Genomic DNA, 26,367 nt, shown 5'->3' with positions numbered 1-26,367 from the left:
CCGGTCAGTCCGCAAGGGCGATGCCGGCGCGCCCGAGCAGGTCCCGCAAGGGGCCCAGTTCGGCCTCGTAGTGCCGCCAGCGACCCAGCGCACCGCGGTAGATCGGCGAGCGGACCTGGACGGCGCTTGCCGTGGCGACCGGCTGTGCGTTGCGTTCGAAGCGCAGGCAGTCCTCGTGCCAGGGCAGCCCGCAGAACTCGAGCAGCCGGCGCGAGGTCGGCTCCTGCCGCTCGACCAGCCGTTCGTAGTCCACCTGCAGGATCCGGCCGGGCAATACCCGGTCCCAGTGCGCGATCAGCCGGTCGAACAGCACGTAGTAGCGGCCGATGTCGAGCAGGTCGAAGGAGTAGTCGAAGTTTGGCGAGGCCATGGAAAACAATTGCCGGAAATTGCTCAGGCAGGTGTCCAGCGGATGGCGGCGCAGGCAGACGATGCGGGCGTTCGGCAGCGCGCGGGCGATGAAGCCGGCGTAGAGGAAGTTGTGCGGCAGCTTGTCGACGAAGCGCGGCTTGCCCGAGGTGCCCGGCCGCGTACTGGCCAGATAGGCTTCGCCGAGCTGGCACGGGTCGACGTGCCGGCCCCGTGCGACGGTTTCCGGATCCAGCAGCACCGGGGTGCGGCTTCCCGAAAGCTGCTTGAGCACCATGCCGAAGTTGGGCAGCTCGCCCGCCGAATGGACGTCCGGATGGCACGAGAGGATGCGCTCGACCAGCGTCGTGCCCGAGCGCGGCATGCCGATGACGAAGAGCGGCTCCCCGCTGGAGCAACCGGTGGATGCCACGGCGTCGGGGGCCGGGAAGGCCTGCATCAGGGCATCGAACAGGGCGGCGTCGCGTTCGATCGTGTAGGGCTTGAGCGCCCGGCCCGCCGCCTTGCCGCGGACCAGGCAGGCGAACGCCTCGGCGAACTGGCCCAGGTCTTCGTGCTCCTTGGCGAGCGCCAGGTTGATCGACATGCGGCCGATCGGGTCGGCGTCTGCGCGCGGGCGCAATGCCTCCAGCCGGGACAGGTGGTTGGCCGCGGGTGTCTGCTTGCGCAGCTGCGCCAGCGTCAGATGCGCCCGCCAGTGTCCGGGTTCCCGTGCAAGGCACGCTTCCAGCGCCTGTTCGGCTCCGTCGATGTCGCCGAGGTAGACCAGCGCGGTCGCCAGGTTGAACTGGAAATGCGCCCGCCCTGGCTGCCGTTCGGCAGCCTGGCGGAAGACGGCGGCCGCTTTCGCGTAGGCGCCGGCCTGGGTGTAGACCACGCCCAGCGTGTCCAGCGTCAGCGGATCGCCCGTGGCGAGCGCGAGCGTGCGGTCGGCGGCCTCGAGGGCTTCGCGTCCCAGCCGTGCCAGCGACAACGCCCTGGCCAGCTGCGCGCCGAAGTCCGCCCGTTCCGGTGCCATGGCGACCGCCTGGCGCAAATGTGCGACGGCCTGCGGCCGCTGGCCAAGTTCCAGGCAGGCGATCCCCGCGACGTAATGCATGCCCGCCTGCGGCTGCTGCGCCAGGGCCTGCCACGCGAACTCGCGGGCCCGCACCCAGTCGCGCCGGTTGAACGCGGCGCTGGCCTGCCCGGCGGGACTGTTCGAGTCCATGGCGAAGCGGGCGCGGCGGCCGGCTAGCCGCCCGCCAGCATCGCGGCGATCTTCGCCATGTGCGACTCGGCGGTCTCGCGCACGATTTCCTTGTCCGCTTCCGGATCCTTGCCCTGCCAGTGCAGGTCCGCCTGCGGCAGTTCGTGCAGGAAGCGGCTGGGCTGGTTGTTGTGGATCTCGCCGTAGCGTTTGGTGCGGGACGACCAGGACAGGGTGAGTAGTTCCTTGGCTCGGGTGATGCCCACGTACATCAGGCGCCGCTCCTCGTCGATGCGCCCCTCGTCGATGGCACCCTCGTGCGGCAGCGTGCCGTCCTCGCAACCGACGATGAAGACGAAGCGGAACTCAAGGCCCTTGGCCGCGTGCAGCGTCATCATGCGCACCGCGTTGCCGGGTTCGTCACGATCGGCGTGGCTGAGCAGGGCCAGCTGCGCGGCCAGGTCACCGGCGGTGTTGCCCTTGGCCATGGCGCGGAACCAGTCGGCCAATTCCTGCAGGTTGGCCATGCGGCGATCGCGCAAGCTCGCATCGGGCGTGCTGGCGGCGATGTGCGCGGCGTAGCCGGTGCGCTTGAGGATGCGCTCGACCAGGTCGGCCGCGCTTTCGTGCAGCGAGGCGCTGCGCAGTTCGTCGAGCAGCTCGGAAAAACCGGCCAGTGCCGCGGCCGGACGCGGGGTGAGCTGGCGCAGCACCGCGTCGCTGCGAGTGGCCTCGAGCAGCGAGCAGTGCTTCGACTGCGCCAGCTGGCCGAGCTTCTCCAGCGTGGTCGCGCCGACTTCGCGTTTGGGCACGTTGACCACCCGCAGGAACGCCGCGTCGTCGCTGGGGTTGGTCAGCAGGCGCAGGTAGCAGAGCAGGTCCTTCACCTCGGCACGGTCGAGGAAGGACAGCGCGCCGGTCAGGTGATAGGGAATGCGCGCCAGGCGCAGCGCCTTCTCCAGCGGGCGCGCCTGGAAGTTGCCCCGATACAGGATGGCGATGTCGTGCCAGCGCGCCTTGTGCTTCTCGGCGAGCGTGGTGGCGATGGCGGCCACCTTCTCCGCCTCGTGCTCGGCCTCCTTGCACTCGAGCACGCGGATCGGCGCGCCTTCCGGGTGCTCGCTCCAGAGCTTCTTCTCGTGCAGGTGCGGGTTGTTGGCGATCAGCTGGTTGGCCGCGCGCAGGATGCGCTTGCCGCAGCGGTAGTTCTGCTCCAGCTTGATCACGCGCAGGTTCGGCCAGTCGCGGCCGAGCTGGTCGATGTTCTCCGGGTTGGCGCCGCGCCAGGCGTAGATCGACTGGTCGTCGTCGCCCACGCAGGTGATGCTGCCGCGCTCGCCGGCGATCGCCTTGAGCAGCCGGTACTGCGCGTCGTTGGTGTCCTGATATTCGTCCACCAGCAGGTAGCGCAGGCGCTCGCGCCAGGCGTCGCGGCATTCGGCATCGGATTCGAGAATGCGCAGTGGCAGGCGGATCAGGTCGTCGAAGTCGACCGCGTTGAAGGCGGCCAGGCGCTGCTGGTACATCTGGTAGATCGTCGCCGCTTCCAGTTCGCGAGGCGCGCGCGCGGCGGCCAACGCTTCCTCCGGCGAGAGGCCCGCGTTCTTGGCGCGGCTCAGCAGATTGCGAATGCCGAACAGCACATCCGGTTTGACGCCCTTGGGCGCCAGCTCCTTGACGATGCCTTCGCTGTCGTCGGCATCGAGCACCGAAAAGCCGCGACGCAGGCCCGCGCGCGCGTGTTCGATCTGCAGGAACTTCAGGCCCAGCGCGTGGAAGGTGCACACGGTCAGCGCCGCGGCATCCTCGCTGCTGACCAGCTTGCCCACGCGCTCGCGCATCTCGCGCGCGGCCTTGTTGGTGAAGGTGATCGCCGCGATCCGGCTGGCCGAGAGCTTCCGCCGCTGGACCAGGTGGGCGATCTTCTGGGTAATCACGGAGGTCTTGCCGGAGCCGGCGCCGGCGAGCACGAGCAGCGGGCTGTCGCAGTGTTCGACGGCGGCCAGTTGTTGTGGATTGAGCATGGAGCGGGCGGCGGTGCGGGCGGAGGCCGATGGTAGCAGAGCCCCTCTGGCGCGCCGGGACGCATCGGCCATAATCAGGCGGCTATCGCAAAGTCGCCCGGGGGAGCGCGGATGGAGCAGCACAAACCAATCGAGTCGTGCGACGTGGCAATCATCGGCGGCGGGCCGGCGGGCAGCACCGCCGCGGCGTTGCTGGCGCGGCGCGGGTACAAGGTCATCGCGCTGGAGAAGGAGCGCCACCCGCGCTTCCACATCGGCGAGTCGCTGCTGCCGATGAACCTGCCGATCCTCGAGCGCCTGGGTGTGCTGGACAAGGTGCACGCCATGGGCGTGTTCAAGGCCGGCGCGGACTTCGAAACGGACAACGAACGCGGCTACAACGTCTTCTCCTTCGGCCGCGCGTTGTGCAAGAGCCCGCCGCACAGCTACCAGGTGTGGCGGCAGGACTTCGACAAGATGCTCTACGACCACGCGCGCGAGTGCGGCGCCGATGCGCGCGAAGGTCAGCAGGTGGTCGCGGTCGAGCAGATCGGGCCGCGGCAGGCGCGCCTGGAAGTGAAGACCGACGAGGGCGGGCGCTACACCATCGAGGCGCGCTACCTGCTCGATGCCAGCGGTCGCGACGCCTTCCTGTCGACGAAGAAGAAGCTCAAGCGCAAGAACCGCCAGCACCAGAGTGCCGCGCTGTTCACCCGCTTCAGCAACGCGGCGCGCCGCCCCGGCGAGGACGCCGGGAACGTCAGCATCTATCGCTTCGAGCACGGCTGGATGTGGATGATCCCGCTACCCGACGGCAGCATGAGCGTGGGCGCGGTGTGCTGGCCGGAGTACCTGAAGCGCCGTCGCGGCGACGCGCGCGAGTTCCTGCTCGACACGCTCAGGCAGAACGCCCAGCTCTGGCAGCGGCTGGAGGGCGCCGAGCCGATCGACGAGGTGCGCGCCGCCGGGAACTATTCCTACGATTCGAAGGCGATGAGCGGCCCGGGCTGGATGCTGGTCGGTGACGCCTTCGCCTTCCTCGATCCGGTGTTTTCCTCCGGTGTGTTTCTGGCGATGGACGCGGCCGAACGTGCCGTCGAGGTGGTCGACGGGGCGCTGCGTGAGCCGAAGCGCGAAGCGGCACTGCAGCGCGCGCTGGAAAAGCGCCTGCGCAAGGGCATGGCGCGCTTCGCCTTCTTCATCTACCGCTTCAACGAACCGGTGATGCGGCGCATGTTCGCCTCGCCGCGCAACACCTGGCAGCTGGAGCAGGGCGTGATCTCGATGCTGGCCGGCGACCTGTTCGATCCGCTGCCGGTGCTGCTCAGGCTGCGCGTATTCAAGCTCGTCTACGGCGTATCCGTGCTGGCCAACCTGCGCAAGTGGTGGGCTGGACATCGCTACCGCCTGGCCCAGGCGCGCGCCGAATAGTCGCCTACAATGGCGCGTTTCCGCTGACCGGTCCGGCGTCGCCGACATCATGGCCAAGTTCTATTTCTATTACTCGGCAATGAATGCCGGCAAGACCACCACGCTCCTGCAGAGCGCGTACAACTATCACGAGCGCGGCATGCGCACGCTGATCCTCACGCCCGCGCTGGACAACCGCTACGGCGAAGGCGTGGTCGCCTCGCGTATCGGGCTGAAGGCCAACGCGCGACGCTTCAGCGCCGGCGAGGACCTGTTCGCGCTGGTCGAAAAGGACATCGACGAACGGGGCGCGCTGCACTGCGTGTTCGTCGACGAAGCGCAGTTCCTCTCCAAGGCGCAGGTGTGGCAGCTGTCGGACGTGGTCGACCGGCTGAACATCCCGGTGCTGGCCTACGGCCTGCGCACCGATTTCCGCGGCGAGCTGTTCGAGGGCAGCCGCTACCTGCTGGCCTGGGCCGACAACCTGGACGAGATCAAGACGATCTGCCACACCGGCCGCAAGGCCACCATGGTGGTGCGCGTGGACGAACAGGGCCGCGCGGTGACCGAAGGCCCGCAGGTTGAGATCGGTGGCAACGATCGCTATGTCTCGGTCAGTCGCGCCGAGTTCAAGCACATCACCGAGGGTCGCGGCCGCATCGAACTGCAGCAGAGCGTGCTGCCGCTGGACGAACGGCCCTGACTTCGCCGGGCCAGCGCTCTCTTCCCCAAGGACACCCATGACCGCACCCCCGGAAGCCTGGCCACGCCCGTACTGGCAGCCCAGCGACGAGACCATCGTGCTGCACTTCTACGTCTTCGGCCGTTTCGCCGCGGACCTGGCGATCCCGGCCGCGCGGTACGCGAGCCAGGGCCTGCCCGATGGCGTGGCACTGCAGCGCTTCGGCCACAACGCGCTGCGCGGCTGGGAGGGCTATCCGCTGAAGGGCGCGCTGGGGGAGCTATTGAAGGACGACGCGCCGGCCGCCTTCGAGCAGGCTCGCGCCGCGCCGGACGTGCTGGTAGTGCGAGGCGAGCTTTCCGACCGCGACAGCCTGGACTACCTGCGCGACACGCTGGGCGTGCTCGCCGGCCTGCTGGACGTGGGCGGCAGCGCGATCCTCGATCCACAGATCCTGACCCTGTTCGACGCCGGGGCATGGCGCCGGCACTACCTGGTCACGGGCGGCGCACCGCCGCGCAACCACGTGCTGATCCTGCGCAAGGCCGACGAGGAGCACGGCCGCTCGGTCATCCACACCCGAGGGCTGCGCAAGTTCGGCCGTCCTGACCTGTGCCTGCGCGGCGTGCCCGATGCGCACGCCGGCCAGGCAGGCGTGCTGTGCGAGCGGCTGGTTGAATTGCAGGCACTCGGCGCGCGCTTCGCCGAAGGCCAGCCGATGGAGGTCGAAGGCCTGCCCGGCGAGCTGGTGGCCCATCCCGGCGGCAGCCTGGACGATCCGCGTTTCAACAATACCCACGTCGCGTTCGACTGGCCCGTGTGAGCGGGTTTGTGCTCGTGACCGCCAGTCGCCGATGGGCCGACGCGCTGGGTGAGTGACCGGCGACGCGCTGGCCGCCGGTCACCTCAGCCAGTTACTGCCCGCTCTGGTACAGCGTCATGTAGCGTCCGGCCGCCACCGCGTAGGCCGCGCGCGTGACGACCTTGTTCGGGTCGAAGTACGCGTGCATCGTTGGCTGGAGGTCGTACGGACCCTGGGTCACCTTGAAGCGTGCGTTGATGACGCCCCGGTCCAGTGCCAGCTGCACGTAGCCGCGCAGGTTGGCCGGTATCGTGCCGGCGTCGTCGACAGGAATGCGCTGGCCTTCGTAGAACGCGGTCAGCGGCCCGGTGAACGCGCGCGCCTCGTCCTGCAGTGCCAGGCTCTGCACGAGCGAATAGGCGAGGCTCAGCCGCGTCACGCTGTCGGTCGGATGGAACTGCCCGCCCCACAGGTTCATCACGCCGTCCTGGCGCTGCCCGGTGTCGCGCAATGCGCCGCCGGGGGCGATCGCCGATTCGGCGAACGGATAGGCGCTGGCGCCGGTGTCCAGATCGGTGAAGCTCGGCTGGCCGTCGAACGGCAGGTACTGGCGCACGCTCGCGCCCATCACCAGGTACCGGGCCAGGTCACGGCGCTTGAGCGGATCGTCGGGATGGTAGAGGCCATCGGCCAGGCCATCGACCAGGCGGTGGGCGACGGCAAACTCGATCGCCTCGCGCGCCGGATGGGCGGCAATGTCGCCCAGGCCGGTGTAACCGCCGCTGTTGAGGAAGCTCACCTCGCCAGTGACCGTGCCGGGCGCACCGTATCCGTTCGTCACCTTCAGCGGATCGAGGCCGGTTCCGGACACCGAGCCGATGCCGCGCACGGTCACCCTCCACACGCCCGGCTTGGCCGGCGCGCCGGTGGTGACGGTGTCGCCGAGCACCGGCAAGGCGATCGCCGAGCCGTACTCCTCGCCGTCGGGGTCGATCAGCACCAGCGCCAGGGTATTGGTGCCGATGGTGGCGCGGGCGCTGACGAAGGCGACTTCCGGCCCCACCGTGAAACTTTGCTCGCCGACCGGGCCCACCGGCGCGAAATCGACCGAGAACGGAATCGGCGGGGCGCCCGGCACGACCAGCGCGTTGCTGTTGAAGCTGTGCAGCGCGTTCACGGTGCCGCCGAAGCCAGCGCGTATGCCGGCCGCCTCGGCCACCGCCGTGTAGGCGTTGACATGGCCCGCGCCGGCCTCCCAGCCCAGCCGCCCGGTCATGTTGGTGGCGGTCCGTTCCAGGATGTCGCGCACCTGTGCCGGCGTGAGGCCCGGGTTGGCCTCCAGCATCAGCGCCACGATGCCGGCCACATGCGGCGTAGCCATCGAGGTGCCGCTCATGATCGTGTAGAAGGGCAGGTAGGCCGCGGGAATGACCTCGGCATCCTGTTGCGCGGCCAGCGCCGGCAGCGTGCCGGTACTGTCGCGGGTGGAGATGATGTCCACGCCCGGCGCGACGATGGTCGGCTCGTTGACGTAGGTCCACTGCCGGCCGTCGGGCATGGCGAACGTGCCGCTCTCGCCGCGCTTGCCGCGCGAGGAAAAGTCGGTCAGCACGCCATTCTTCTCGCTGGCGCCCACCGAGATCACCCACGGCGCCTGCGCGTAGGGGTTGTGGGTATCCTCGCCAGGGCCATCGTTGCCGGCGGCGAACACGCTGACGATGCCGCGCTTGTACAACTCGTATGAGGCGACATTCACCGGATCGGCCGGATCGAACTTGCCGGAACTGCCCCACGAGTTGCTGACCACGCGGATCGGGTTGCGGAAGCCGAACTGGTGGGTGGCCGCGTAGTCCAGGCCGCCGACCGCATCGAGGACCAGCAGCACGGCGCCCGAGCCATAGCCGACCAGGTCGGCGCCGGGCGCCACGCCCTCGTACAGTCCGTTGGATCGCGCGCCGTTGCCGCCCACGATGCCGGCGCAATGCGTGCCGTGGCCCGAGCCCCAGTCGCTGTTCGGCACGCCCTCGAGGTAAGTGATCGGCAGCATCGTGTCGAGCGCGGCCAGGTTGGTCACGGCCTGCGTGTTCTGCACCACGTGGGTGCCGTACTGCAGGTCCATGTGCGTCGCGTCGATGCCCGAATCGTTGATCTCCACCGTCACGCCCTTGCCGCTGAACGGAATGGCGCGGTGGTAATCGGCGGGATTGGCCACCGTGCGCGCGGCACCGGAAAGTCCGTTCGCCTCCGCGTCCAGGTAGGTCAGGCGGCGGTTGGCCCAGATCGAAAGCACATCGTCGCGCTGGGCCAGTGCGCGAATCTCCGCCGGCGTCGCCAGTGCACCGGCGATCGGCAGCGTGTGCATGGTCAGGCCGCGGGTGATGCCGAGCGACTCGAGCACGGCCAGCTGGTCGGCCGTGACCGGGCCCGATTGCTTGTAGGTGACCACCACCTGCAGCGGATCGGTGCTGGCCGCGCTCCCCATCTGGGTCAGCAGTTGCGGGTCGAGCTGGGCGTCCGCGAGCGCGACGCCGCTCGCGAGGAGGCCCGCGGCGATGGCGCAGAGGCGGAAGGCGGTGTGTCTGATCGACGGCATGAACTTCGATGGCATGCGTAAGCTCCCCGAGACGCCCGCGGAATGGGGCGATCCAGGCCAGCATTTGCAGCCGTGCGTGAACACCCGGTCGTCTGCTTCCACACCTGGGCGTATGGTCGCCTGTGTTGCGGGAGGCTCGGCAGGCCGCACCAGGCAAGCGTTTGCCGGTGGCAGGACGCATGCGAGGATGGCTTTCCCGCAGCTGAACCTTGACGCCCCGCATGCCTGCCTCTTCGCCTGAAGACGACTTCATCGAGCTCTATCCGGAGGCCTTGCCGGCGGCCACCTGCGCGGCGCTGGTCGAGCGCCTGGCCATGAGCGAGGGACTGCGACCGGGCCGCGTCGGCGCGGGCGTGTTGCCCGAGCTGAAGGACAGCCAGGACCTTGGCATCAGCGGCCTGCCCGCGTGGCGGGAGGCCGAGGCGGCGCTCAACCAGGCGGTGTTCACCGGGTTGTTGAAGTATCTGCGCCGCTACCCGCACGCGCTGGTGGCACCGCTGATGCTGCAGGTACCCGGCGAGGGCGGGACATCCGAGCGGCTCACGCCCGAACGGCTGCGGGCGATGGACGACGCGATGCTGGCGCCACTGGTCGAGACGGTGTTCCGCCCCGGCGCGATCAACCTGCAGCGCTACGCCGCCGATCGGGGCGGCTACCCCTACTGGCATTGCGAGCTCTACCCGCGCGACGCGCACGCCGAGACGCTGCACCGCCACCTGCTGTGGACGCTTTACCTCAACGAAGGTTTCGTCGATGGCGAGACCGAATTCCTTTACCAGAAGCGCAAGATCGTTCCGCGCACCGGTGCGCTGCTGCTGGCGCCGGCCGCGTTCACGCACACCCATCGCGGCAATCGCCCGCGTGGGGGCGAGAAGGTGATCGCCACCAGCTGGGTGCTTTTCCAGCGTGCCGAGCAGCTGTACGGGGGGCGATGAACCCGGCGCTCAGCGCTGGCAGCGTGGGCACCAGAAGGTCGAGCGCTGTCCGAGCACCGCCTGGCGGATCGGCGTGCCGCATGCCTTGCACGGTTCGCCGGCGCGACCGTAAACGTTGAGCTCGCGGAAGAAATAGCCGGGCGCGCCGTCCGGGTTGAGGAAGTCACGCAGCGTGGTGCCGCCGCGCTCGATCGCCCAGCCGAGGATGCGCTTGACCTCCGCGGCGAGCCGCGCGTAACGCTCGCGCGAGACCTTGCCGGCCGCGCGGCGCGGGTCGATGCCGGCAGCGAACAGTGCCTCGCTCGCGTAGATGTTGCCCACGCCCACGACCACCGCGTTGTCCATCAGGAACAGCTTGACCGCCGCGCTGCGCCCGCGCGAGAGGTGCCAGAGCACGTCGCCGTCGAAGGCGTCGGTAAGCGGCTCGGGGCCGAGCGCGGCGAGCAGCTCGTGGGTTTCGCCGGGTGGCTGCCAGAGCAGGCAGCCGAAGCGGCGCGGATCGGTGAAGCGCAACACGCGCGCGGCGCGGCCCGCTTCGGCCGCGAGCACGATGTCGACGTGGTCGTGCGTACCCAGCGGCGCATCCGGCGGCAGCACGCGCAACACGCCGCTCATGCCCAGGTGCATCAGCGCGCTGCCGGCCTGCGTGTGCAGCAGCAGGTACTTGGCGCGCCGTTCGACCGCGTCGATCCGCTGTCCCGGCAGCAGCTCGCTCACCTCGCGCGGGATCGGCCAGCGCAGGTCGGGGCGGCGCAGCACGACGTCGGTGACGCGGCGGCCCTCGACGTGCGGGGCGATGCCGCGGCGGGTGGTTTCGACTTCGGGAAGCTCAGGCATGGCGAGGGCATTGTAGGAGCCCACCAGTGGGGTCCGGCATGGAGCGGGCGGTCATTCCCAGTCGACGTGGAAGCTGCCGGGGCGGTCGACGCGCTCGAACGTGTGCGCGCCGAAATAGTCCCGCTGCGCCTGCAGCAGGTTTGCCGGCAGTTGCTCGCTGCGGTAGCCGTCGAACCACGCGATCGCCGACGCCAGGCACGGGACCGCCACGCCCTGGCGCACCGCGGTGCCGACCACTTCGCGTAGGGCTTGCTGGTACTCGCGTGCCACGTCCGCGAAATAGGGATCGAGCATCAGGTTGGAAAGCGCAGGGTCGCGCGTGTAGGCCTCCATGATCCGCTCGAGGAAGCCGGCGCGGATGATGCAGCCGGCGCGGAAGATGCTCGCGGTGGTGGCGTAGTCCAGGTCCCAGTCGTGCGCCGCGGACGCGGCGCGCAGCTGGGCGAAGCCTTGCGCGTAGGAAACCAGCTTGCCCAGGTACAGCGCGCGACGCACCGACTCGACGAACGCCACGCGGTCGCCGCCGAAGCCGGCCGTGGGCCCATGCAGCACGCGGCTGGCGGCGATGCGCTCTTGCTTCTGCGCCGACAGGCCGCGGGCAAACACCGCCTCGGTGATCAACGGCAACGGCACGCGCATTTCCAGCGCGTCCTGGCAGGTCCACTGGCCGGTGCCTTTCTGGGCGGCGCGGTCGAGGATCATGTCGACCAGGTCGTTGCCGGTGTCCGGATCCTTGTGGGTGAAGATGTGCGAGGTGATGCCGATCAGATAGCTGTCGAGTTCGCCGCGGTTCCAGTCCGCATAGATCCGCGCCAGTTCGGCGTTGGACAGCCCCAGCACCTGGCGCAGCATCGCGTAGCTCTCGGCGATCAGCTGCATGTCGCCATACTCGATGCCGTTATGGACCATCTTCACGTAGTGCCCCGCGCCGTTGGGGCCCATCCACGCCACGCAGGGCGTGCCGTCGGGCGCGCGTGCGGCGATCTCGGTGAGGATCGGTTCGACTTTCGCGTAGGCCTCGCGCGGGCCGCCGGGCATGATCGAGGGTCCGTGCAGCGCACCTTCCTCGCCGCCGGAGATGCCACAGCCGATGAAGTTCAAGCCGACCGCCTGCATCGCCTGCTCGCGGCGGATGGTGTCGCGGTAGTAGCTGTTACCGCCGTCGATCACGATGTCGCCGGCCTCCAGCAGCGGCTTGAGCGCCTCCAGCATGGCGTCGACGGGCGGACCGGCCTTGATCATCAGCAGGATGCGGCGCGGGCGTTCCAGCGACGCGACAAAACCAGGCAACTCGTGGAACGCCACCAGGCGGCGGTCGGGATGGGCGGCCATGACCTGGTCGGTGAAGGCGCCATCATGGTCGTAGACGGAAACCGCATGGCCGCGGCTTTCGATGTTCAGCGCCAGGCTGCGACCCATCACGCCCATGCCGAACACACCCATCACCTGCAGGCTCATCGCGCGCTCCTCTGGACTTGATCCGTCCAATATGGGCTCACCCGCGCGCGCCACAAGCACCGCATAGGCGTTGGGTGGGCTTCGTCCGCCAGGCATCCTCGCCCAGGCGGTGCTGTGGTGAAGCCCGCCCTGCGAAGGCGTCAGTGGATACGCTCGGCGTCCTGCGTGGCCGGGCGCGGCGTGTAACGCAATGGCACCAGCGCGATCCGGTGGCCTGCGCGCACGTAACGCAGCGGCCCGGTCACGGCGGTGGTGCCGAAATCCAGTACGTGGCCATCCAGCGCGAGCCGCGCGACCGGCGGTGCCAACCCGATTTTCGCGGCGTCGAAATCCGCGTCCGGCCGCCAGGCCACTACCGGCGCCTGCGCGATTTCGGTGAGCTCCTGCAGGCGGCCATCGTCGGCGCGTTGGCCGTCGGCTTGCCACCAGTGGCCATCGCGGCGGCGGTAGCTCTCCGGCGGCTGGCCGGACAGGGCCAGCGTCACCGAGGTGATCGCGGCCGGTTCCAGCTCCAGCAGCGTGCCGGGCGCCTCGCGCTGGTCGTGCAGGTATTGCATCGAAGCCAGCGCCACCAATACGAGCGCGATGCCCAGCATGATCCAGCGCTGTCGTGCCTTGCGTCGCATCAGCGCCGGCGCCGACGCCAGGTCAGTACGCCGCCGACGAGCAGCAGCAACACCGGCAACCCGATGAGGAAACCCAGGCTCAGCGCGTTGAGTTCGGCCTGCGTGATCTCCAGCACGCGATCGGGCGCGCCGCGCGGCGGCAGGCTCACCAGTGCGTCGTCGCCGAGCAGCCAGTCGAACACGCGCTCGCCCAGCGCGCGGTTGCCGCCGTTGCCCAGGAAGGTGTTGGAAAGGAAATCGCCATCGCCGACCACCACCACGCGCTGCTGGCTCTTGTCGGGACTGGGCGACAGCCGCGAGAGCGCCAGGCCGAAGGCCAGCGGCCCCTTCAACTCGCCTGCCGCGGCGTCGAAGCGGATGGTCGAGCTGCCGTCGTTCCCGATCGGCTGAAACTCGGTCCAGCTCTGCGGACCCGATTCGAGGAAGTCCTGCACCGCCCAGTCGTTGCGGTTGACCTGGGCCAGCGCGGCAACCTGCGGAAACAGCGTGGTCAGCAGGAAGCCGCGGGTGATCGCGTGCGGCGGATAGGCGCCCAGCGCGATCAGGCGCGGATCCTTCAGGCCAAGCGCCGCGCCGCCGCCGTCGACCAGCACGCCGGGCAGCACGCGCAGGCCCAGCGCGTCGGCTAGCGGCGCAAGGTTCAGGTCGCTGTTGGCCGGCTCGGTGAGCCACAGCAGGTTGCCGCCGTTGGCCAGATAATCGACCAGCGCGCGCACGGCGCCGGCTTCCAGCGGCAGCGAAGGGCTGGCCAGCACGACCAGGTCGGTGTGCTGGGGCACCGCGGTGACCTGGGCGAAGTTGAGCGGCACCGCGCGCATGCCGCGGCTCTCCAGCTGCGCCATGAAAGTGCCGAGGTCGGCGTTGGCCTGCCCATCGGCGCGGCGCTCGCCATCGCCGGTGACGAAGGCGACGATGCGTTCGCCGCCGCGCGCCAGGCGCTCCAGCGCATTGGTGAGGCTGCGCTCGGACAGCTCGTCCAGCCGCTGCTCGCGATTGCCGTAGTGCACGATGATCGCGCCGTCGACAGTGATGCCGAGTTCGCGCATCTTCGCCGGATCCTGCTGCGGATCGACGAAGCGCAGCGTGAGGTCGGGCTTGACCCGGCGATATCGTTCGAGGAAGCCGGCGATGGTCGGGCGCAGGTCTCCCTGCGGGTTGGCATAGCTGACGATCTCGACCGGGCCATGGAGCTGGCCCAGCACGGCGCGGCTCCCCGGCGACAGGCTGGCGCGTCCGCCCGCGGTCCAGTCGGCGACAAAGACATGCCGGGTCGTGAGGTAACCGACGGCGCCCGCGCCGACGAGCAGGGCCAGCGCGAACAGCCAGCCGTCCAGACGTCCGAATAGCGTGCGCATCAGCCGCGCTCCCGTTCCGTCGCGACGCGACGGATGGCCAGCGCCAGGCAGACGGTCGCCAGCAGCGCGAACCACGCCACGTCGACGCTGGTCACCAGCCCGCGCAGCAGCGGCTGCAGGTGCGAGCTCATTGCCAGCCAGTTGATCGTGCCGTCATCCACGCCGGCCAACTGCGCCCCCATGTTCACCGCCCACAGCCCCAACGTGAGCACCAGCGCGGCGGCCGCGGCGATGGCCGGGTGCGAGGCGAACGCCGAACAGGCCAGCCCCAGCGCGGCCAGCGAGGCCAGCAGCAGCGCCATGCCCAGCGCCGCGGCAGCGAGCTTGCCCCAGTCGATCGCGGTCGCGTGGGCCAGCGCCGCGGGCATCGCCAGCACCAGCGCCAGCCAGGTCAGCAGCCACACCAGCAGCGCGGCGTACTTGCCGAGTACGATGCGCGACGGGGCAAGGCCCATGCCCAGCAGCAGCGACAGGCGCCCCTCGCGACGTTCGCCGGCCAGTGCGGACATCGACAGCAGCGGCACGACCAGGAAAGCGAGCTCGGCCAGCTTGGCCAGCAAGGGCACGGCCACCAGGTCGGTGTAGCCGGGGCCGTCGGGCAAGGCGGCCAAGCGAATCTGCGCGGCCAGGAAGCTGCCCAGCAGCAGCGTGAAGTTCCACGCCAGCCAGGCGAGTGTCAGTGCGCCAAGCACCCAGGCAAGCGGACGCACGAACAGCCGGCGCAACTCCAGTCGCGTCATCGCCAGCGCGCTCATGCGGCCGCCTTCGCGGTGGCGATGGCGAAGAAGCGTTGTTCCAGCGCGGCGTGATCGTGCGCGTCCAGGGCACCTTCGTAACGCAGCGTGCCATCGTGCAGGATCGCCACGCGATCGCACACCGCGGTGACTTCGGTCAGCACGTGGGTGGAGAGGATCACCGCCGTGCCCGCCGTGGCCTGCTCGCGGATCAGCGCGCGCAGCGCGGCGACCTGCACCGGATCGAGCGCATTGCCGGGCTCGTCCAGCACCAGCAGCGCCGGCTGGTGCAGCAACGCGCAGGCGAGCCCCAGTCGCTGGCGCTGGCCCTGCGACAGCACGCCCGCGAGACGGTGTTCCAGCGGGGCCAGTTCGAGCCGTTGGATCATGCGCACGCGCGCCTGCCTGAGTGCCGCGCCCGTGAGTCCGCGCAGGCGACCGTGCGCGTCCAGATGTTCCCCCACCGTCAGTTCCTGCCACAGCGGGGCACGTTCGGGCAGCCAGCCCACCAGGCGGCGGGCGGATGCCGGGTGCTCGGCCAGGTCCGCGCCGTCGAGCAGGATGCGACCACCGTCCGGCGCCAGCGCGCCGGCGATCATCGACAGCGTGGTCGATTTGCCGGCGCCGTTGACGCCCAGCAGGCCCAGCACCTGGCCGCGATCGAGCGTGAGGTCGAGGTCCCGCACCGCGGCCCGCCCGGCGCGGCGGCGGCTGGCTTTCTCAAGCATTAACAGCGGTTGTGGCAGAGTCATTGCATGATTGTCACGGCGCCCCCACGTTTGCACAACCTGCGGGGCGCTTCACGCATGCGCGAAGCGCAATGCGCCATGCTGGCGGGTACGGAAACCCCTCCGATAGACTGCCTTTCAACTTCCCCGGTGTTTTCCTGATGCTCGACACGGTGCTGACGTTCCTTTCCAACGGCGTGACCCACGCCAGTTGGCTTGCCATGCTGGTCTACATGCTGGTGGTGACCCAGCTCACCATCTTCACGGTGACCCTCTACCTGCATCGCAGCCAGACCCATCGCGGCGTGGATTTCCACCCGGCGCTGGCGCATTTCTTCCGCTTCTGGGGCTGGCTGACCACCGGCATGGTCACCAAGGAGTGGGTGGCGGTGCACCGCAAGCACCACGCCAAGGTGGAGACCGAGGAAGATCCGCACAGCCCGATGATCTACGGCATCAAGAAGGTGTTCTGGGACGGCGTCTCGCTGTACCGCGATGCCTGCGAGTCGAAGCAGGACATGGAGCAGTACGGCCGCGGCACGCCCGATGACTGGGTCGAGCACAAGCTCTATGGCGCCCATCCGTATTGGGGCCCGACCTTGATGCTGCTCATCAGCCTCGCGCTCTTCGGCGTGATCGGCGCGGCGCTGTGGGCGGTGCAGATGATCTGGATCCCGTTCTGGGCGGCCGGTTTCGTCAACGGCGTCGGCCACTGGGCCGGCTACCGCAACTTCGAGAGTGCTGATACCGCGCGCAACCTGATTCCGTGGGGCTTCTGGATCGGCGGCGAAGAGCTGCACAACAACCACCATGCGTTCCCCAGCTCGGCCAAGTTCGCCCTGCGCAAGTGGGAGTTCGACATCGGCTGGGCGGCGATCTGCGGGCTGCGCGCCGTGGGCCTGGCCAAGGTGCTTCGCGTGGCGCCGGCCCTGGACGTGCGTCCGAACGTGAGCCTGCCGGATGCTGAGACGCTCAAGGCGGTGCTGACCCATCGCTTCCAGGCGATGACCGACTACTACCGCGGCGTGATCATGCCGACCCTGCGCGAGGAAGCCGCCCACGCCGGCGACAACCTCAAGGCAATGCCGCGCCGGATGCGCCACGCGCTGGCCGACGGCGGCCGCTGGCTGGACAGCGAGGGCAGCGCGCGCCTGCAGGCCGTGCTGGCCAAGCGTCCCACGCTGCGCACCGTGTGCGACTTCCGCACCCGCCTGGCGGCCCTGATGGAGCAGCGTGGCGCCGAGCAGACTCTCAAGGGCCTGCAGCAATGGATCGCCGAGGCCGAACAGAGCGGCATCCGTTCGCTGCAGGAGTTCGCGGCACGGCTGAAGGGTTACCGCGTCGCCAACGCCTGAACGGCCTGATGCATGAAAAAAAGCCCGCCTCCATGGCGGGCTTTTTTTTGCCGGGTGGGCTTCAGCCCTGTGACTTCGGCGTTACAGCTTTGCCGGTCCCCGCGCCAGCCAGCGATCGATCGTGCGCTTTTCGTAGCGCAGCGGATCGGTACTGGAAGACCCGCCCGGGCTGTCGTACATGAAGCCCAGGTCGGTGAGCGTGCGGTCGCCTTCGCGGACCACCTGCCCCTCGCTGTCCAGCAGGCGGAAGTGCAGCGTGATGCGCGGCGGATAGACGTCCTTGACCACGCGCACCGGCTGCAACGAACCCACCGAGGGCGCATAGGAGCCGGCGCGATCGATGTCGGTCACGACGATGTCGAGGGTCTGGCCTTGCCCAAGCTCGGTCGCCGCCTTGGTTTCGATGTAGCGCTTGAGGGTGTCCAGGTAGGCCGAATCGGCGCGCATGGGTGCGAAGGCGCGCACTTCCTTTGTTTCGGTGAAGTTTTCCGGATGGTCGTAACGGACGGTAACCGTGCCGGTGGCGGCCGCCGCCGTGGTGACAACGAAGGCGAGGACCAGGCCTGAGGTGGGGCGGAAGGGGAGCTTGGACATGGCGTATCTCCGGTAGGCGATGCAGCACCAGGCTGGGGGATGGAACGCAAACGCGGCGCGGGGTTTGCGCCTGCGTGGAAACGCCTGAGCGCGCGCCGGGTGGACAGCCGGGATTGGCCGAGCTGCTCTAGTCGAGGAAACGCCAGGACTGCGCCGGTTCGGGCAACCGGCAACTCGCGCGCCGCCCGAATAGCCGGTACCGGTGGCGGGCGATCCAGCGGTACGCCGGGTCGCGGCACAAGCGCGGGATCGCCAGCAGCAGCGACGCGGCCACGCGCCAGCGACCGCCGAATTCACGCAGGATGTGCGCGATGGCATCGGTATCGGTATGCCCGCGCCCGTCGTGCACGAGCAGGAACGACGCCGGGTCGTCCGCCGACAGGCCGTGCGCCTGGAGCAACCTGCGCCCATGCGTGCCCTGCATGGCGGCCAGCCGGAAGCGGCCCGCGTGGTCATGCCGGAGCACGAAATCGACCCAGCGGCTGCACAGCACGCAGACCCCGTCGAAAACGATGACGTCCTCCCGCTCAGCCATCGCTCGGCTCCAGCCAGCCGCGATAGGCGACCAGCCGGCCCAGCAAAGGCAATCGCGTATCGATGTGGAAGCTGTAGCGCCCTTCCTGCGCGCCGCTTTGCGCAAGCACCGAGCCGAACCACATGCGTGGCAGCGGCAGGCCCAGCAGGTTTCCACCGCGAAGTTGCCAGTCGATCGCATCGCCTGTACGGCGCAGTTCGAAATGCAGCGTTACCGGACCGAGCCGTTCATGCAGCCGATCGCCCCGCGGAGCCCGGGTGAGGCGGGAGCGCATCCCGCCGTGGGCGAAGCGCCGCGTCCAGGTTTCATGGCCCGGGTGTCGCTCGATGGACAGTTCCAGAGGCTGTGCCGGACCCGGTTCGGGCAGGCCCAACAGCCGTCGCAGGAGGCGCGCCGGCAGGTGGCTCGCGCCGGCCACGTCGGCCTGGCCGATGGCGCGCACGCGCGGCGCATCGCCATGCATGCGCCGCACCGGCGTCGCCAGTGCGTGCCATTGTTCGCCGAGCAGCGCAGGGAACAGGGCGTCAGCCATGGCGCGGATCATAAGCGAGCGGAAACTTTCGCGCGCCCAAAAAGAAAACCCGCCGTGGGGCGGGTTTTTCTTCGAAGATCACTTGATCTTGCCTTCCTTGTAGATCACGTGCTTGCGAACGACCGGATCGTACTTCTTGAACTCGAACTTCTCCGGCGTGTTCTTCTTGTTCTTCTGCGTGGTGTAGAAGTGGCCGGTGCCGGCCGAGGAGATCAGGCGGATCTTGTCTTGGGTCTTGTTAGCCATGGTTCAATCCTCAGACCTTCTCGCCGCGCGCACGCAGCTGGGCGATCACGGCCTCGATGCCATTCTTGTCGATGGTGCGCAGTGCGGCGTTGGAAACGCGCAGCTTCACCCAACGGTTTTCGCTGGCGACCCAGAAGCGGCGCTCGTGCAGGTTCGGCAACCAGCGGCGACGGGTCTTGTTGTTGGCGTGCGAGACGTTGTTGCCGGTCTGCACACCCTTTCCGGTGACTTGACATACACGGGCCATGAGGGCCTCCGTAATCGGTATCTGACCGCCCGTTGGCCAGGGCGGCATCGGCTCAGCGGCGCTTGGGGCGCCACGCGATGCTGGAGGGTGTTGCGTATCGAGCGTGGCCGGCTTGCGTTCCCGCATCGCGTCGCGGAAGCCCGAAAGATCGGGGCGGCCTCGGTCGAGCCGCGTATTCTCGCGGAAAAACAGCATCCTGCGCAAGTCGCCCGGGGCGCCTGACCGTGGCGGGGCGTGCGGATGTATGGAACAATCGCCCTCTTTGCTCGCCCGCACTCACGAATTCGAGGGATTCCCGATGGCAGAAGTCACGCCCGCCAACGACCAGGCCGCCGGCCAGGCCATGCCGCAGTTGATGCTGCAGAAGATCTACGTCAAGGACGTGTCCTTCGAGGCTCCCAACGCGCCGCAGATCTTCCAGGACATCGGCGAGAACGACCAGGTCCAGCCGCAGGTGCAGCTCAACCTGGGCCAGCGCGCCACCGACCTGGGCAACAGCCTGTACGAAGTGGTGCTCAGCCTGACCCTCACCTGCACCATCGGCGAGCGGACGGCCTATCTGGCCGAGGTCCACCAGGCCGGCGTGTTCGGCATCGCGGGCTTCAACGAGCAGGACCACGACGGCATCATCGGCAGCTACTGCCCGAACCTGCTGTTCCCCTATGCGCGCCAGGTGATTTCCTCGCTGGTGCTGGAGGGCGGGTTCCCCCCGTTCCTGCTGCAGCCGATCAACTTCGACGCTCTCTTCGCGGAGCAGCAGCGCCGCGCGGCGGGCGGCGGCGAGGCCCCGACGCTCAACAGCTGACGGCGACAACCCATGCGGGACCAACCGATCCTCGCGGTGCTCGGCGCCGGCTCCTGGGGCACCGCGCTGGCCGCGCTGGCCGCGCGCAACGGCGTGACCACGCGCCTCTGGGGCCGCGACCGCGCGGCGCTGGAGGCAATGGCGCAGAGCCGCCGCAACCAGCGTTACCTGCCTGACCTCGAGCTGCCGGCCGCGCTCGCCTACGAGCCGCAGCTGGCCGCGGCCGTGCGCGATGCCGACATCGTGCTGATCGTGGTGCCCAGCCACGCCTTCGCCGCGATGCTGGACGAGCTTGCGCCGCTGCTCGACGCCGGCACGGCGATCGCCTGGGCGACCAAGGGTTTCGAGCCGGGCACCGGCCGCTTCCTGCACGAGCTGGTGGCGCAGAAGCTGCCGGGCCGGCCGGCCGCGGTAGTCACCGGGCCGTCGTTCGCGCGCGAGGTGGCCGCCGGGCTGCCCAGCGCCGTCACCGTGCACTCGGAAGACGAGGCCTTCGCCAAGTCGCTGGCCGCGTTGCTGCATGCGCCGAACTTCCGCGCCTATTCGGGCAACGACGTGCTGGGCGCCGAGCTCGGCGGCGCGATGAAGAACGTGTTGGCGGTGGCCACCGGCGTGGCCGACGGCATGCAACTGGGCCTCAACGCCCGCGCCGGCCTGATCACCCGTGGCATGAACGAGATGCTGCGTCTGGGTCTGGCGCTCGGCGCGCGGCCGGAAACCCTGATGGGTCTGTCCGGCCTGGGCGACCTCGTGCTGACCTGTACCGGCGATCTCTCGCGCAACCGGCGGCTCGGCCTGGCCTTGGGGCAGGGCATTGCGCTGGACGAGGCCGTGCGCCAGATCGGCCAGGTGGTCGAGAGCGTGGTGACCGCCGACGAGGTGTCCCGGCTGGCCGAACAGCATGGCCTGGACCTGCCCATCGCCAGTGGCGTGCGCGCCGTGCTGCACGGCGAGGTCACTCCGGTCGAGGGCGTCCGCATGCTGATGTCGCGCGAGCAGAAGCCCGAATACCCGCAAGGCTTGTTCGGCAACGCCTGACCCACGGCTCCCTCTCCCGTCCGGGAAGATGGTTGGGGTGAACGGCCGGGGCCCACGACGTTGCTCCCGGTCGACGGCGGGCCACACCCGGCCATGCAGCGTGAATGGGCGGTGGGCTGAAGCCCACCTCATGCCCCGTGGCGCGGCCCCGCACGAACTTGCGTCCTCGACGCGCACACCACCCATCCCCTTGCTAAGCTCGTTGTTTTGGCCGGCAAGCGGACCGCATGCGCATGCAGCAACCGGACGAAAAGCAGCCTGCCGATCGTGCCTCCCCGGCGGAGGACATGACCGGAGGGGGCTTGCCGCCGGCCTGGCGTCGACTGTTCAAACCGCCCGCGGTGCTCCCCGCCGAAACCCAGGTGCTCGGCTTCTTCCTGGAGGTCATGCCCGAGGACGGTGCTTCCTGGGCCCACCTGGACGTCGCGCCGGTGGCGCTGGGCGTGGCCGAGCAGGGCCGCTACGTGCGCCCGGTCCCGCTGGACAGCCGCCACCTCGCCCAGGCGCCGCTGCAACCGCACGAACAACACCTGGCCGCTGCCTTGCTCGGTCTGCCGCAGAACGTGCGCAAGGGCCGCAGCTACGTGCGCCTGGCCGGTCACATCGGTGACGCCCTGCTGGCGCAGATGCTCGATACCGCGCCGTGTTTCCTCGGTGGCCTGGCTGGCCTGCGCCTGTCGCGCGGCAAGGCGCATCCGCTCAACTGGCACTGGCACCTGGAACAGGATGGCAGCCAGCGCCTGCTACCCACGCTCGGCCATAACCAGCGCCTGCTGCGGCTCGATTGCCTTTGGTATCTCGACGCCGAACGCGCCACGCTGGGCCTGCTCGAGGCCGACAAGCGCGAAAGCCACTGGCTGGACCTGCCGCCGCTCAGGCACGAAGCCGGCCGGCCGTTGCTCAAGGCGCTGAAGAACAGCCCGCTCGGCCAGCGCCTGCCCGCACCACAGGTATTCGACGAACTGCGCCGCGCGGAACTTGCGCCCAAGCCGGTGCTGACCCTGCACGCACTCACGCGCCACGCCCGCCTGGCCGCCGGGACGCCGCCGCTGGCCTATGCGCGGCTGGCCTTCGACTACGCCGGCGAGCGCCTGCCCGGCCGCGGCGGCGAGCCGCTGGTCCGCCGCGTGCGCAACGGCCACCTCGTCGAGATCACGCGCCGGCGCGCGGAGGAGCTCTCCGCGATGGAGCAGCTCGAGCGCGTCGGGCTCACTCCGGGCGTGGACACCGAAGGCCTGCCCTGGGACCTGGCCGACACCCTGCCCGAGGACGCCTGGCTGTTCCCCGGCAAGGGCTATGCCGGCGCGCTGGAGGTGAACACGCCGGCACGCTGGCTGGCGCTGCGCGCCAAGCTCGAGGCCGAAGGCTTCCAGCTCGACTACGCGCCGAGCTTCCCGTTCGAAGTGCTCGAAGGCCCGGTGCGCTGGTACGGCAACGCCACCGAAGACGCCGACGACCATGCCTTCGACCTGGAGATCGGCATCGAGGTCGAGGGCAAGCGGCACAACCTCCTGCCCGCGGTGGCGCAGGCGCTGGCCGAGCACCAGTTGAACCTGAGCCCCGCGCCGAACGAGCCGGAAGACGCCGTGTGGTACGCGCCGGTCGACGAGCGCCGCCGCGTGCCGGTACGCCTGAAGGAACTGCGCGGCCTGCTGGCGCCGCTGGCCGAGTACCTGGAGCGCCCGAAGAAGAAGCTGCACCTGCCGCGCGTGCAGGCTGGCCGCCTGGAGGAACTGGTCGAGGCGCTGCCCAGCGGCGGCGAACTGCGCGCGCCCGAGGCACTTCGCGGCTTCACCGCGCGCCTGCGCGATGCCGCCGAGCGCGCCAGCGACGCCATTCCCGACGGCCTCACGGTCGAGCTGCGCCCGTACCAGCGCGAAGGCCTGCGCTGGTTGAACGCGCTGGCCGAGGCCGGCGTCGGCGGTGTGCTCGCCGACGACATGGGCCTGGGAAAGACGCTGCAGTTGATCACCCATCTGCTCGCGCTCAAGCAGCGCGGTGCGCTGATCCAGCCGGCGCTGGTGGTGGTACCGACCAGCCTCATCCCCAACTGGCAATCGGAGATCGCGCGCTTCGCACCCGACCTCACGGTGCTCGCGCTACACGGTCCACAGCGCAGCGGCGACTTCTCCCAACTGGGCGCGCAGGACATCGTGCTCACCAGCTATGCGCTGCTGCCGCGCGATGTCGTCACCCTGCGCAAACAGCCGTTCGCGCTGATCGTGCTGGACGAGGCACAGCAGGTGAAGAACCCGCGCACGCAGGCGCGGCGCGCCGTGCTCAGCCTGCGCGCGCCGCGGTGCGTCTGCCTGACGGGCACGCCGCTGGAAAACCACCTGGGCGAGTTGTGGTCGCAGATCGACCTGGCCGTGCCCGGCCTGCTTGGCGACGAAGGCGCCTTCCGTCGCCACTACCGCGTGCCGATCGAGAAGCAGCGCGACGACGAATGCCAGGCTCGCCTCAACCGGCGGCTTGCGCCCTTCATCCTGCGGCGCACCAAGGCGCAGGTCGCGTCCGAACTGCCGCCCAAGACCGAGATCACCCGCCGCGTGGTACTCGACGGGCGCCAGCGCGAGCTCTACGAGAGCCTGCGCCTCACCCTCGCCGAGGAGCTGCGCGAAGTGATCGCCCAGCGCGGCATCACCCATTCGGGCATCGTGGTGCTCGACGCGTTGCTCAAGCTGCGCCAGGTCTGCTGCGATCCGCGGCTGGTCAAGCTCGAGGCCGCGCGCGGCGTGCGCGAGTCGGCCAAGTTCGAATTGCTGATGGACATGCTGCCGGCGCTGCTCGCCGAAGGCCGCAAGGTGCTGCTCTTCTCGCAGTTCACCGAAATGCTCAAGCTGATCGCTGCGGAACTGGATCGCAAGCGCATCCGCTACGTCATGCTCACCGGCGAAACCCGCGACCGCGCCGAACCCGTGCAGCGCTTCCAGGACGGCGACGTGCCGCTGTTCCTGCTTTCGCTCAAGGCCGGCGGCGTGGGCCTGAACCTCACCGCCGCCGACACCGTGATCCACTACGACCCGTGGTGGAATCCCGCCGCCGAGGCGCAGGCCTCCGATCGCGCGCACCGCATCGGCCAGGACAAGCCGGTGTTCGTGTTCCGGCTGATCACCGCCGACACCGTCGAGGAACGCATCGAGGAGTTGAAGGCGCGCAAGGCCGAACTCGCCGAGGCGGTGCTCGAAGGCGGTGGCGCCCGCGAGAAGCTCAGCTTCGACCAGGACGACCTGGACGCGCTGCTCGCGCCAGGCTGAGCGCACGGCCCGCGTGGAGCGGGCTTCCACCCACTGCTTTCGACGGTGCGAAGAACGGCCGGCTGAAACCCCTCGCCGCGGGATGGCGTTCGATCGGCGGTGCCGGCAGGCGCGGGTCAATCGCGCGCGGCGACCTCGTCGATGTGGTACAGCAGGTCGGCGGGGTCCTCGTACACGCGGAACGCGCCGGCGCGCTCCAGCTCCTCCTGCCCGTAGCCGCCCGAAAGCAGGCCCACGCCGAGGGCACGGCAACGCTGTGCGGCGAGCATGTCCCAGATGCTGTCGCCCAGGACCAGCGCATGGTGGATGTCCACGCCCAACCGTTCGGCCGCGGCCAGGAACAGATCCGGGTCGGGCTTGGCGTGGCGCACGTCATCGCGGGTGATCACCGGCACCTTGGCCGGGTCGACGCCGAGCGCCTCCAGGTTGTGTGCCGCCGTCTGCATGCGGCCGCTGGTGGCAATGGCCCAGGGCAGGCCCGCCTCGGTGAGCCAGTCGAGCAGCTCGCGCGCGCCCGGAAGCGGGCGCACACCACCGGCTTCGGCACGCCGCGAGAACGCTTCCGCGTGCCAGCGGCGCAGCCGCGCCACGCGCTCCTCGGTGATCTCGATGCCGGTCTCGCGCAGCAGGATGCGCGTGAACAGCCCGCCGCTCATGCCGATCTTGCGGTGGATGCGCCACACCGCCAGCTCGATGCCCTCGCGGTCGAGCGCCTCCTTCCACGCCAGCACGTGCTGGTAGACGCTATCGACCAGCGTGCCGTCGAGGTCGAACAGGAAAGCGGCGCGGCCCCGAAGCATCAGCGGGCCTCCTGCGGAGGCGGCAGCAGACCCACCGCTACCAGGTGCCGGCGCAGGGCGTCCCGCTGATCCGGCCCAGGCCATCCCTCCAGGGTGGCTGCCAGCTGGCCGCGGCGCAGGATGTAGAACACCGGCGTGCGCATACTCGCGACGTAGGGAAGCTCGTCGTCGTCCTGCAGGATGGCGAGCTTCTGCGCCGGATGGTCCCGGTTCCACGACTGCATGGTCCCGAAGTCCACGATGTTTCTTGCCGGGGCCACCCATTGCGCGTGTGCGCGGAACAACCGCCGCAAGGCCGGATCGGCCTCGATGTCCCGTGCCGCGTTCTGGGAATAACGACAATTTGGCGAGCCGAAGATCACGATCTGGACCGTGTCGTGCAGCATCAGCGGCAGGCGCCAAAGTTCATGCGCGCCGCCTACGATCCATACGCTGGGCCGGCCGGTGCGTATCCTGGCGGCACTGCGCATGGTGGGCGGTGGTTGCAGGTCCAGTCCCGCGTGACTGGCGACCAGTGCGCGCGCCTCGTCCGGGCGATGGGCGATCAGCAATGCGCCGTGCAACGTCTCTGCGTACGGCCGATCGACCTGTTCGCGCCGTTCCAACAGCGCGAAATCCCGCTCCAGCGCGGCTAGATAGGCGGTCGACTGCGGATGAGTGGAGGCGAGGATGCCGGTGGCGCGGAAAAGCAGCTCCAGATCCCTGTCGTCCAGGGATGCGAGACGGGCCTGGGCGGGAGCAAAGTCCTCTGCATAGATGGAGGCCAGCGAGGTGCCGCCGGGATCGACCTGCAGCGCCTTGGCGAGACGGTCGTAGGCCCCTTCTAGGGCGTGTCGCTCGGGCGTTTTACCCGGACGCTCCCGGGTACGCGCGCCCAGTCCGATGGCATAACTTTCCTTGCCGAACAGGCGCAGCACATCCCATGCCTGTTCCCTGGTCAGGTCATAGCGCAGGTCATCCGTACTGAATGTGACTAGGCGCTTGTCGTTAAACGCCAGGCTGGCCAGGAAGCGCCGAAGCCCCACCTGGGTGAATACGCTCAGCGGTGACGCGGCCGTCGGCGTGTCATGCAGGTACGCATCGAGTTGGGCGCGCGAGGTGATCGGCCGGGTCGGCCAGTGCCATGCGGGTGCTGCCGTGACGGCGTCCGTCGCCGTCGAGCCGGCGAGCGCGATCGCCGGCAGCATCCATGCTGCAAACAGCACAACACAAGGAACACGCAATCGGGTCATCGCCA

At 69.3% G+C, this 26,367-nt stretch carries 24 protein-coding genes; 8 read left to right on the top strand and 16 right to left on the bottom strand.

Going from position 1 to position 26,367, the window contains the following annotated elements:
* Positions 1 to 4 precede the first annotated feature (4 nt).
* Entirely contained in the window at positions 5 to 1,579 is a 1,575-nt protein-coding gene (locus LQ772_RS15445) for a tetratricopeptide repeat-containing sulfotransferase family protein (RefSeq protein ID WP_231322035.1), read from the bottom strand.
* Between the two features lie 23 nt (positions 1,580 to 1,602).
* A complete protein-coding gene (locus LQ772_RS15440) occupies positions 1,603 to 3,582 on the bottom strand; it encodes a UvrD-helicase domain-containing protein (RefSeq protein WP_231322032.1) in 1,980 nt (659 codons plus the stop codon).
* Between the two features lie 111 nt (positions 3,583 to 3,693).
* Between LQ772_RS15440 and LQ772_RS15435 the strand changes: the two genes are divergently transcribed.
* From LQ772_RS15435 to LQ772_RS15425, 3 genes are read left to right on the top strand one after another with little or no spacing between them, the layout of a single operon-like run.
* Positions 3,694 to 4,992, top strand: a complete 1,299-nt coding sequence (locus LQ772_RS15435) for an NAD(P)/FAD-dependent oxidoreductase (RefSeq protein ID WP_231322031.1) — start codon at positions 3,694 to 3,696, stop codon at positions 4,990 to 4,992.
* 49 nt (positions 4,993 to 5,041) lie between these two features.
* Positions 5,042 to 5,674 (top strand): thymidine kinase, encoded by a 633-nt coding sequence (locus LQ772_RS15430; protein ID WP_231322029.1) that lies wholly within the window; start codon positions 5,042 to 5,044, stop codon positions 5,672 to 5,674.
* Between the two features lie 37 nt (positions 5,675 to 5,711).
* Positions 5,712 to 6,476 carry a hypothetical protein gene (locus tag LQ772_RS15425; protein ID WP_231322027.1) on the top strand — a complete coding sequence of 255 codons (765 nt, stop codon included), beginning with the start codon at positions 5,712 to 5,714 and terminating at the stop codon, positions 6,474 to 6,476.
* Between the two features lie 91 nt (positions 6,477 to 6,567).
* Here LQ772_RS15425 and LQ772_RS15420 read toward each other — a convergent pair whose 3' ends face one another.
* Positions 6,568 to 9,063 carry a S8 family serine peptidase gene (locus LQ772_RS15420; protein WP_231322024.1) on the bottom strand — a complete coding sequence of 832 codons (2,496 nt, stop codon included), beginning with the start codon at positions 9,061 to 9,063 and terminating at the stop codon, positions 6,568 to 6,570.
* A 206-nt stretch (positions 9,064 to 9,269) separates the two neighbouring features.
* On the opposite strand from LQ772_RS15420, the gene LQ772_RS15415 reads away from it, so the two are divergent.
* Positions 9,270 to 9,983, top strand: coding sequence for a 2OG-Fe(II) oxygenase (locus tag LQ772_RS15415; RefSeq protein ID WP_231322023.1), 714 nt, complete (start codon positions 9,270 to 9,272; stop codon positions 9,981 to 9,983).
* A 9-nt stretch (positions 9,984 to 9,992) separates the two neighbouring features.
* On the opposite strand, the gene mutM is transcribed toward LQ772_RS15415, so the two are convergent.
* The 6 genes from mutM to LQ772_RS15385 form a co-directional block, all read right to left on the bottom strand.
* Positions 9,993 to 10,820 (bottom strand): bifunctional DNA-formamidopyrimidine glycosylase/DNA-(apurinic or apyrimidinic site) lyase, encoded by an 828-nt coding sequence (mutM, locus tag LQ772_RS15410; protein ID WP_231322020.1) that lies wholly within the window; start codon positions 10,818 to 10,820, stop codon positions 9,993 to 9,995.
* Positions 10,821 to 10,871: 51 nt separating this feature from the next.
* Positions 10,872 to 12,278, bottom strand: a complete 1,407-nt coding sequence (gndA, locus tag LQ772_RS15405; RefSeq protein ID WP_231322018.1) for an NADP-dependent phosphogluconate dehydrogenase — start codon at positions 12,276 to 12,278, stop codon at positions 10,872 to 10,874.
* Between the two features lie 140 nt (positions 12,279 to 12,418).
* Positions 12,419 to 12,904: a hypothetical protein gene (locus tag LQ772_RS15400; protein ID WP_231322016.1), complete on the bottom strand. Its 486-nt coding sequence runs from the start codon at positions 12,902 to 12,904 to the stop codon at positions 12,419 to 12,421.
* Positions 12,904 to 14,259, bottom strand: coding sequence for a GldG family protein (locus tag LQ772_RS15395; protein WP_231322014.1), 1,356 nt, complete (start codon positions 14,257 to 14,259; stop codon positions 12,904 to 12,906). The genes LQ772_RS15400 and LQ772_RS15395 overlap by 1 nt, the downstream gene beginning before the upstream one ends.
* A complete protein-coding gene (locus LQ772_RS15390; protein ID WP_231322013.1) occupies positions 14,259 to 15,014 on the bottom strand; it encodes an ABC transporter permease in 756 nt (251 codons plus the stop codon). Before LQ772_RS15390 ends, LQ772_RS15395 begins: the two co-directional genes overlap by 1 nt.
* Positions 15,011 to 15,721, bottom strand: coding sequence for an ABC transporter ATP-binding protein (locus LQ772_RS15385; protein WP_231322011.1), 711 nt, complete (start codon positions 15,719 to 15,721; stop codon positions 15,011 to 15,013). The genes LQ772_RS15390 and LQ772_RS15385 overlap by 4 nt, the downstream gene beginning before the upstream one ends.
* Positions 15,722 to 15,882: 161 nt before the next feature.
* Here LQ772_RS15385 and LQ772_RS15380 point away from each other — a divergent pair, with 161 nt between their 5' ends.
* On the top strand, positions 15,883 to 17,076 hold the full coding sequence (locus LQ772_RS15380; protein WP_231322009.1) for a DesA family fatty acid desaturase: 1,194 nt from the start codon (positions 15,883 to 15,885) through the stop codon (positions 17,074 to 17,076).
* A gap of 81 nt (positions 17,077 to 17,157) precedes the next feature.
* Here LQ772_RS15380 and LQ772_RS15375 read toward each other — a convergent pair whose 3' ends face one another.
* From LQ772_RS15375 to rpmB, 5 genes are all read right to left on the bottom strand, one after another.
* Entirely contained in the window at positions 17,158 to 17,670 is a 513-nt protein-coding gene (locus LQ772_RS15375) for a DUF3016 domain-containing protein (RefSeq protein WP_231322007.1), read from the bottom strand.
* Positions 17,671 to 17,797: 127 nt separating this feature from the next.
* Positions 17,798 to 18,205, bottom strand: a complete 408-nt coding sequence (locus LQ772_RS15370) for a thiol-disulfide oxidoreductase DCC family protein (RefSeq protein ID WP_231322004.1) — start codon at positions 18,203 to 18,205, stop codon at positions 17,798 to 17,800.
* Positions 18,198 to 18,737 carry a DUF4166 domain-containing protein gene (locus LQ772_RS15365; RefSeq protein ID WP_231322002.1) on the bottom strand — a complete coding sequence of 180 codons (540 nt, stop codon included), beginning with the start codon at positions 18,735 to 18,737 and terminating at the stop codon, positions 18,198 to 18,200. The genes LQ772_RS15370 and LQ772_RS15365 overlap by 8 nt, the downstream gene beginning before the upstream one ends.
* Before the next feature lie 78 nt (positions 18,738 to 18,815).
* Positions 18,816 to 18,983: a 50S ribosomal protein L33 gene (gene rpmG / locus LQ772_RS15360; RefSeq protein ID WP_017463578.1), complete on the bottom strand. Its 168-nt coding sequence runs from the start codon at positions 18,981 to 18,983 to the stop codon at positions 18,816 to 18,818.
* A 10-nt stretch (positions 18,984 to 18,993) separates the two neighbouring features.
* Positions 18,994 to 19,230: a 50S ribosomal protein L28 gene (rpmB, locus tag LQ772_RS15355; RefSeq protein ID WP_209619039.1), complete on the bottom strand. Its 237-nt coding sequence runs from the start codon at positions 19,228 to 19,230 to the stop codon at positions 18,994 to 18,996.
* 298 nt (positions 19,231 to 19,528) lie between these two features.
* Between rpmB and secB the strand changes: the two genes are divergently transcribed.
* The 3 genes from secB (at position 19,529) to LQ772_RS15340 (ending at position 24,330) form a co-directional block, all read left to right on the top strand.
* Positions 19,529 to 20,035, top strand: a complete 507-nt coding sequence (secB, locus tag LQ772_RS15350; protein WP_231322001.1) for a protein-export chaperone SecB — start codon at positions 19,529 to 19,531, stop codon at positions 20,033 to 20,035.
* A 12-nt stretch (positions 20,036 to 20,047) separates the two neighbouring features.
* Complete coding sequence (locus LQ772_RS15345; RefSeq protein ID WP_231321998.1) at positions 20,048 to 21,073, top strand: NAD(P)H-dependent glycerol-3-phosphate dehydrogenase; 1,026 nt, start codon at positions 20,048 to 20,050, stop codon at positions 21,071 to 21,073.
* A gap of 233 nt (positions 21,074 to 21,306) precedes the next feature.
* Positions 21,307 to 24,330 carry a DEAD/DEAH box helicase gene (locus tag LQ772_RS15340; protein ID WP_425600854.1) on the top strand — a complete coding sequence of 1,008 codons (3,024 nt, stop codon included), beginning with the start codon at positions 21,307 to 21,309 and terminating at the stop codon, positions 24,328 to 24,330.
* 116 nt (positions 24,331 to 24,446) lie between these two features.
* On the opposite strand, the gene LQ772_RS15335 is transcribed toward LQ772_RS15340, so the two are convergent.
* On the bottom strand, positions 24,447 to 25,130 hold the full coding sequence (locus LQ772_RS15335; protein WP_231321995.1) for an HAD family hydrolase: 684 nt from the start codon (positions 25,128 to 25,130) through the stop codon (positions 24,447 to 24,449).
* Complete coding sequence (locus LQ772_RS15330; protein ID WP_231321993.1) at positions 25,130 to 26,362, bottom strand: hypothetical protein; 1,233 nt, start codon at positions 26,360 to 26,362, stop codon at positions 25,130 to 25,132. Before LQ772_RS15330 ends, LQ772_RS15335 begins: the two co-directional genes overlap by 1 nt.
* Positions 26,363 to 26,367: the final 5 nt, after the last annotated feature.

The organism is Frateuria edaphi (assembly GCF_021117405.1).
Lineage (GTDB): Bacteria > Pseudomonadota > Gammaproteobacteria > Xanthomonadales > Rhodanobacteraceae > Frateuria_A > Frateuria_A edaphi.
The sequence above is the reverse complement of the archived record's forward strand: the minus strand, read 5'-3'. Positions and strand labels throughout refer to the sequence as shown.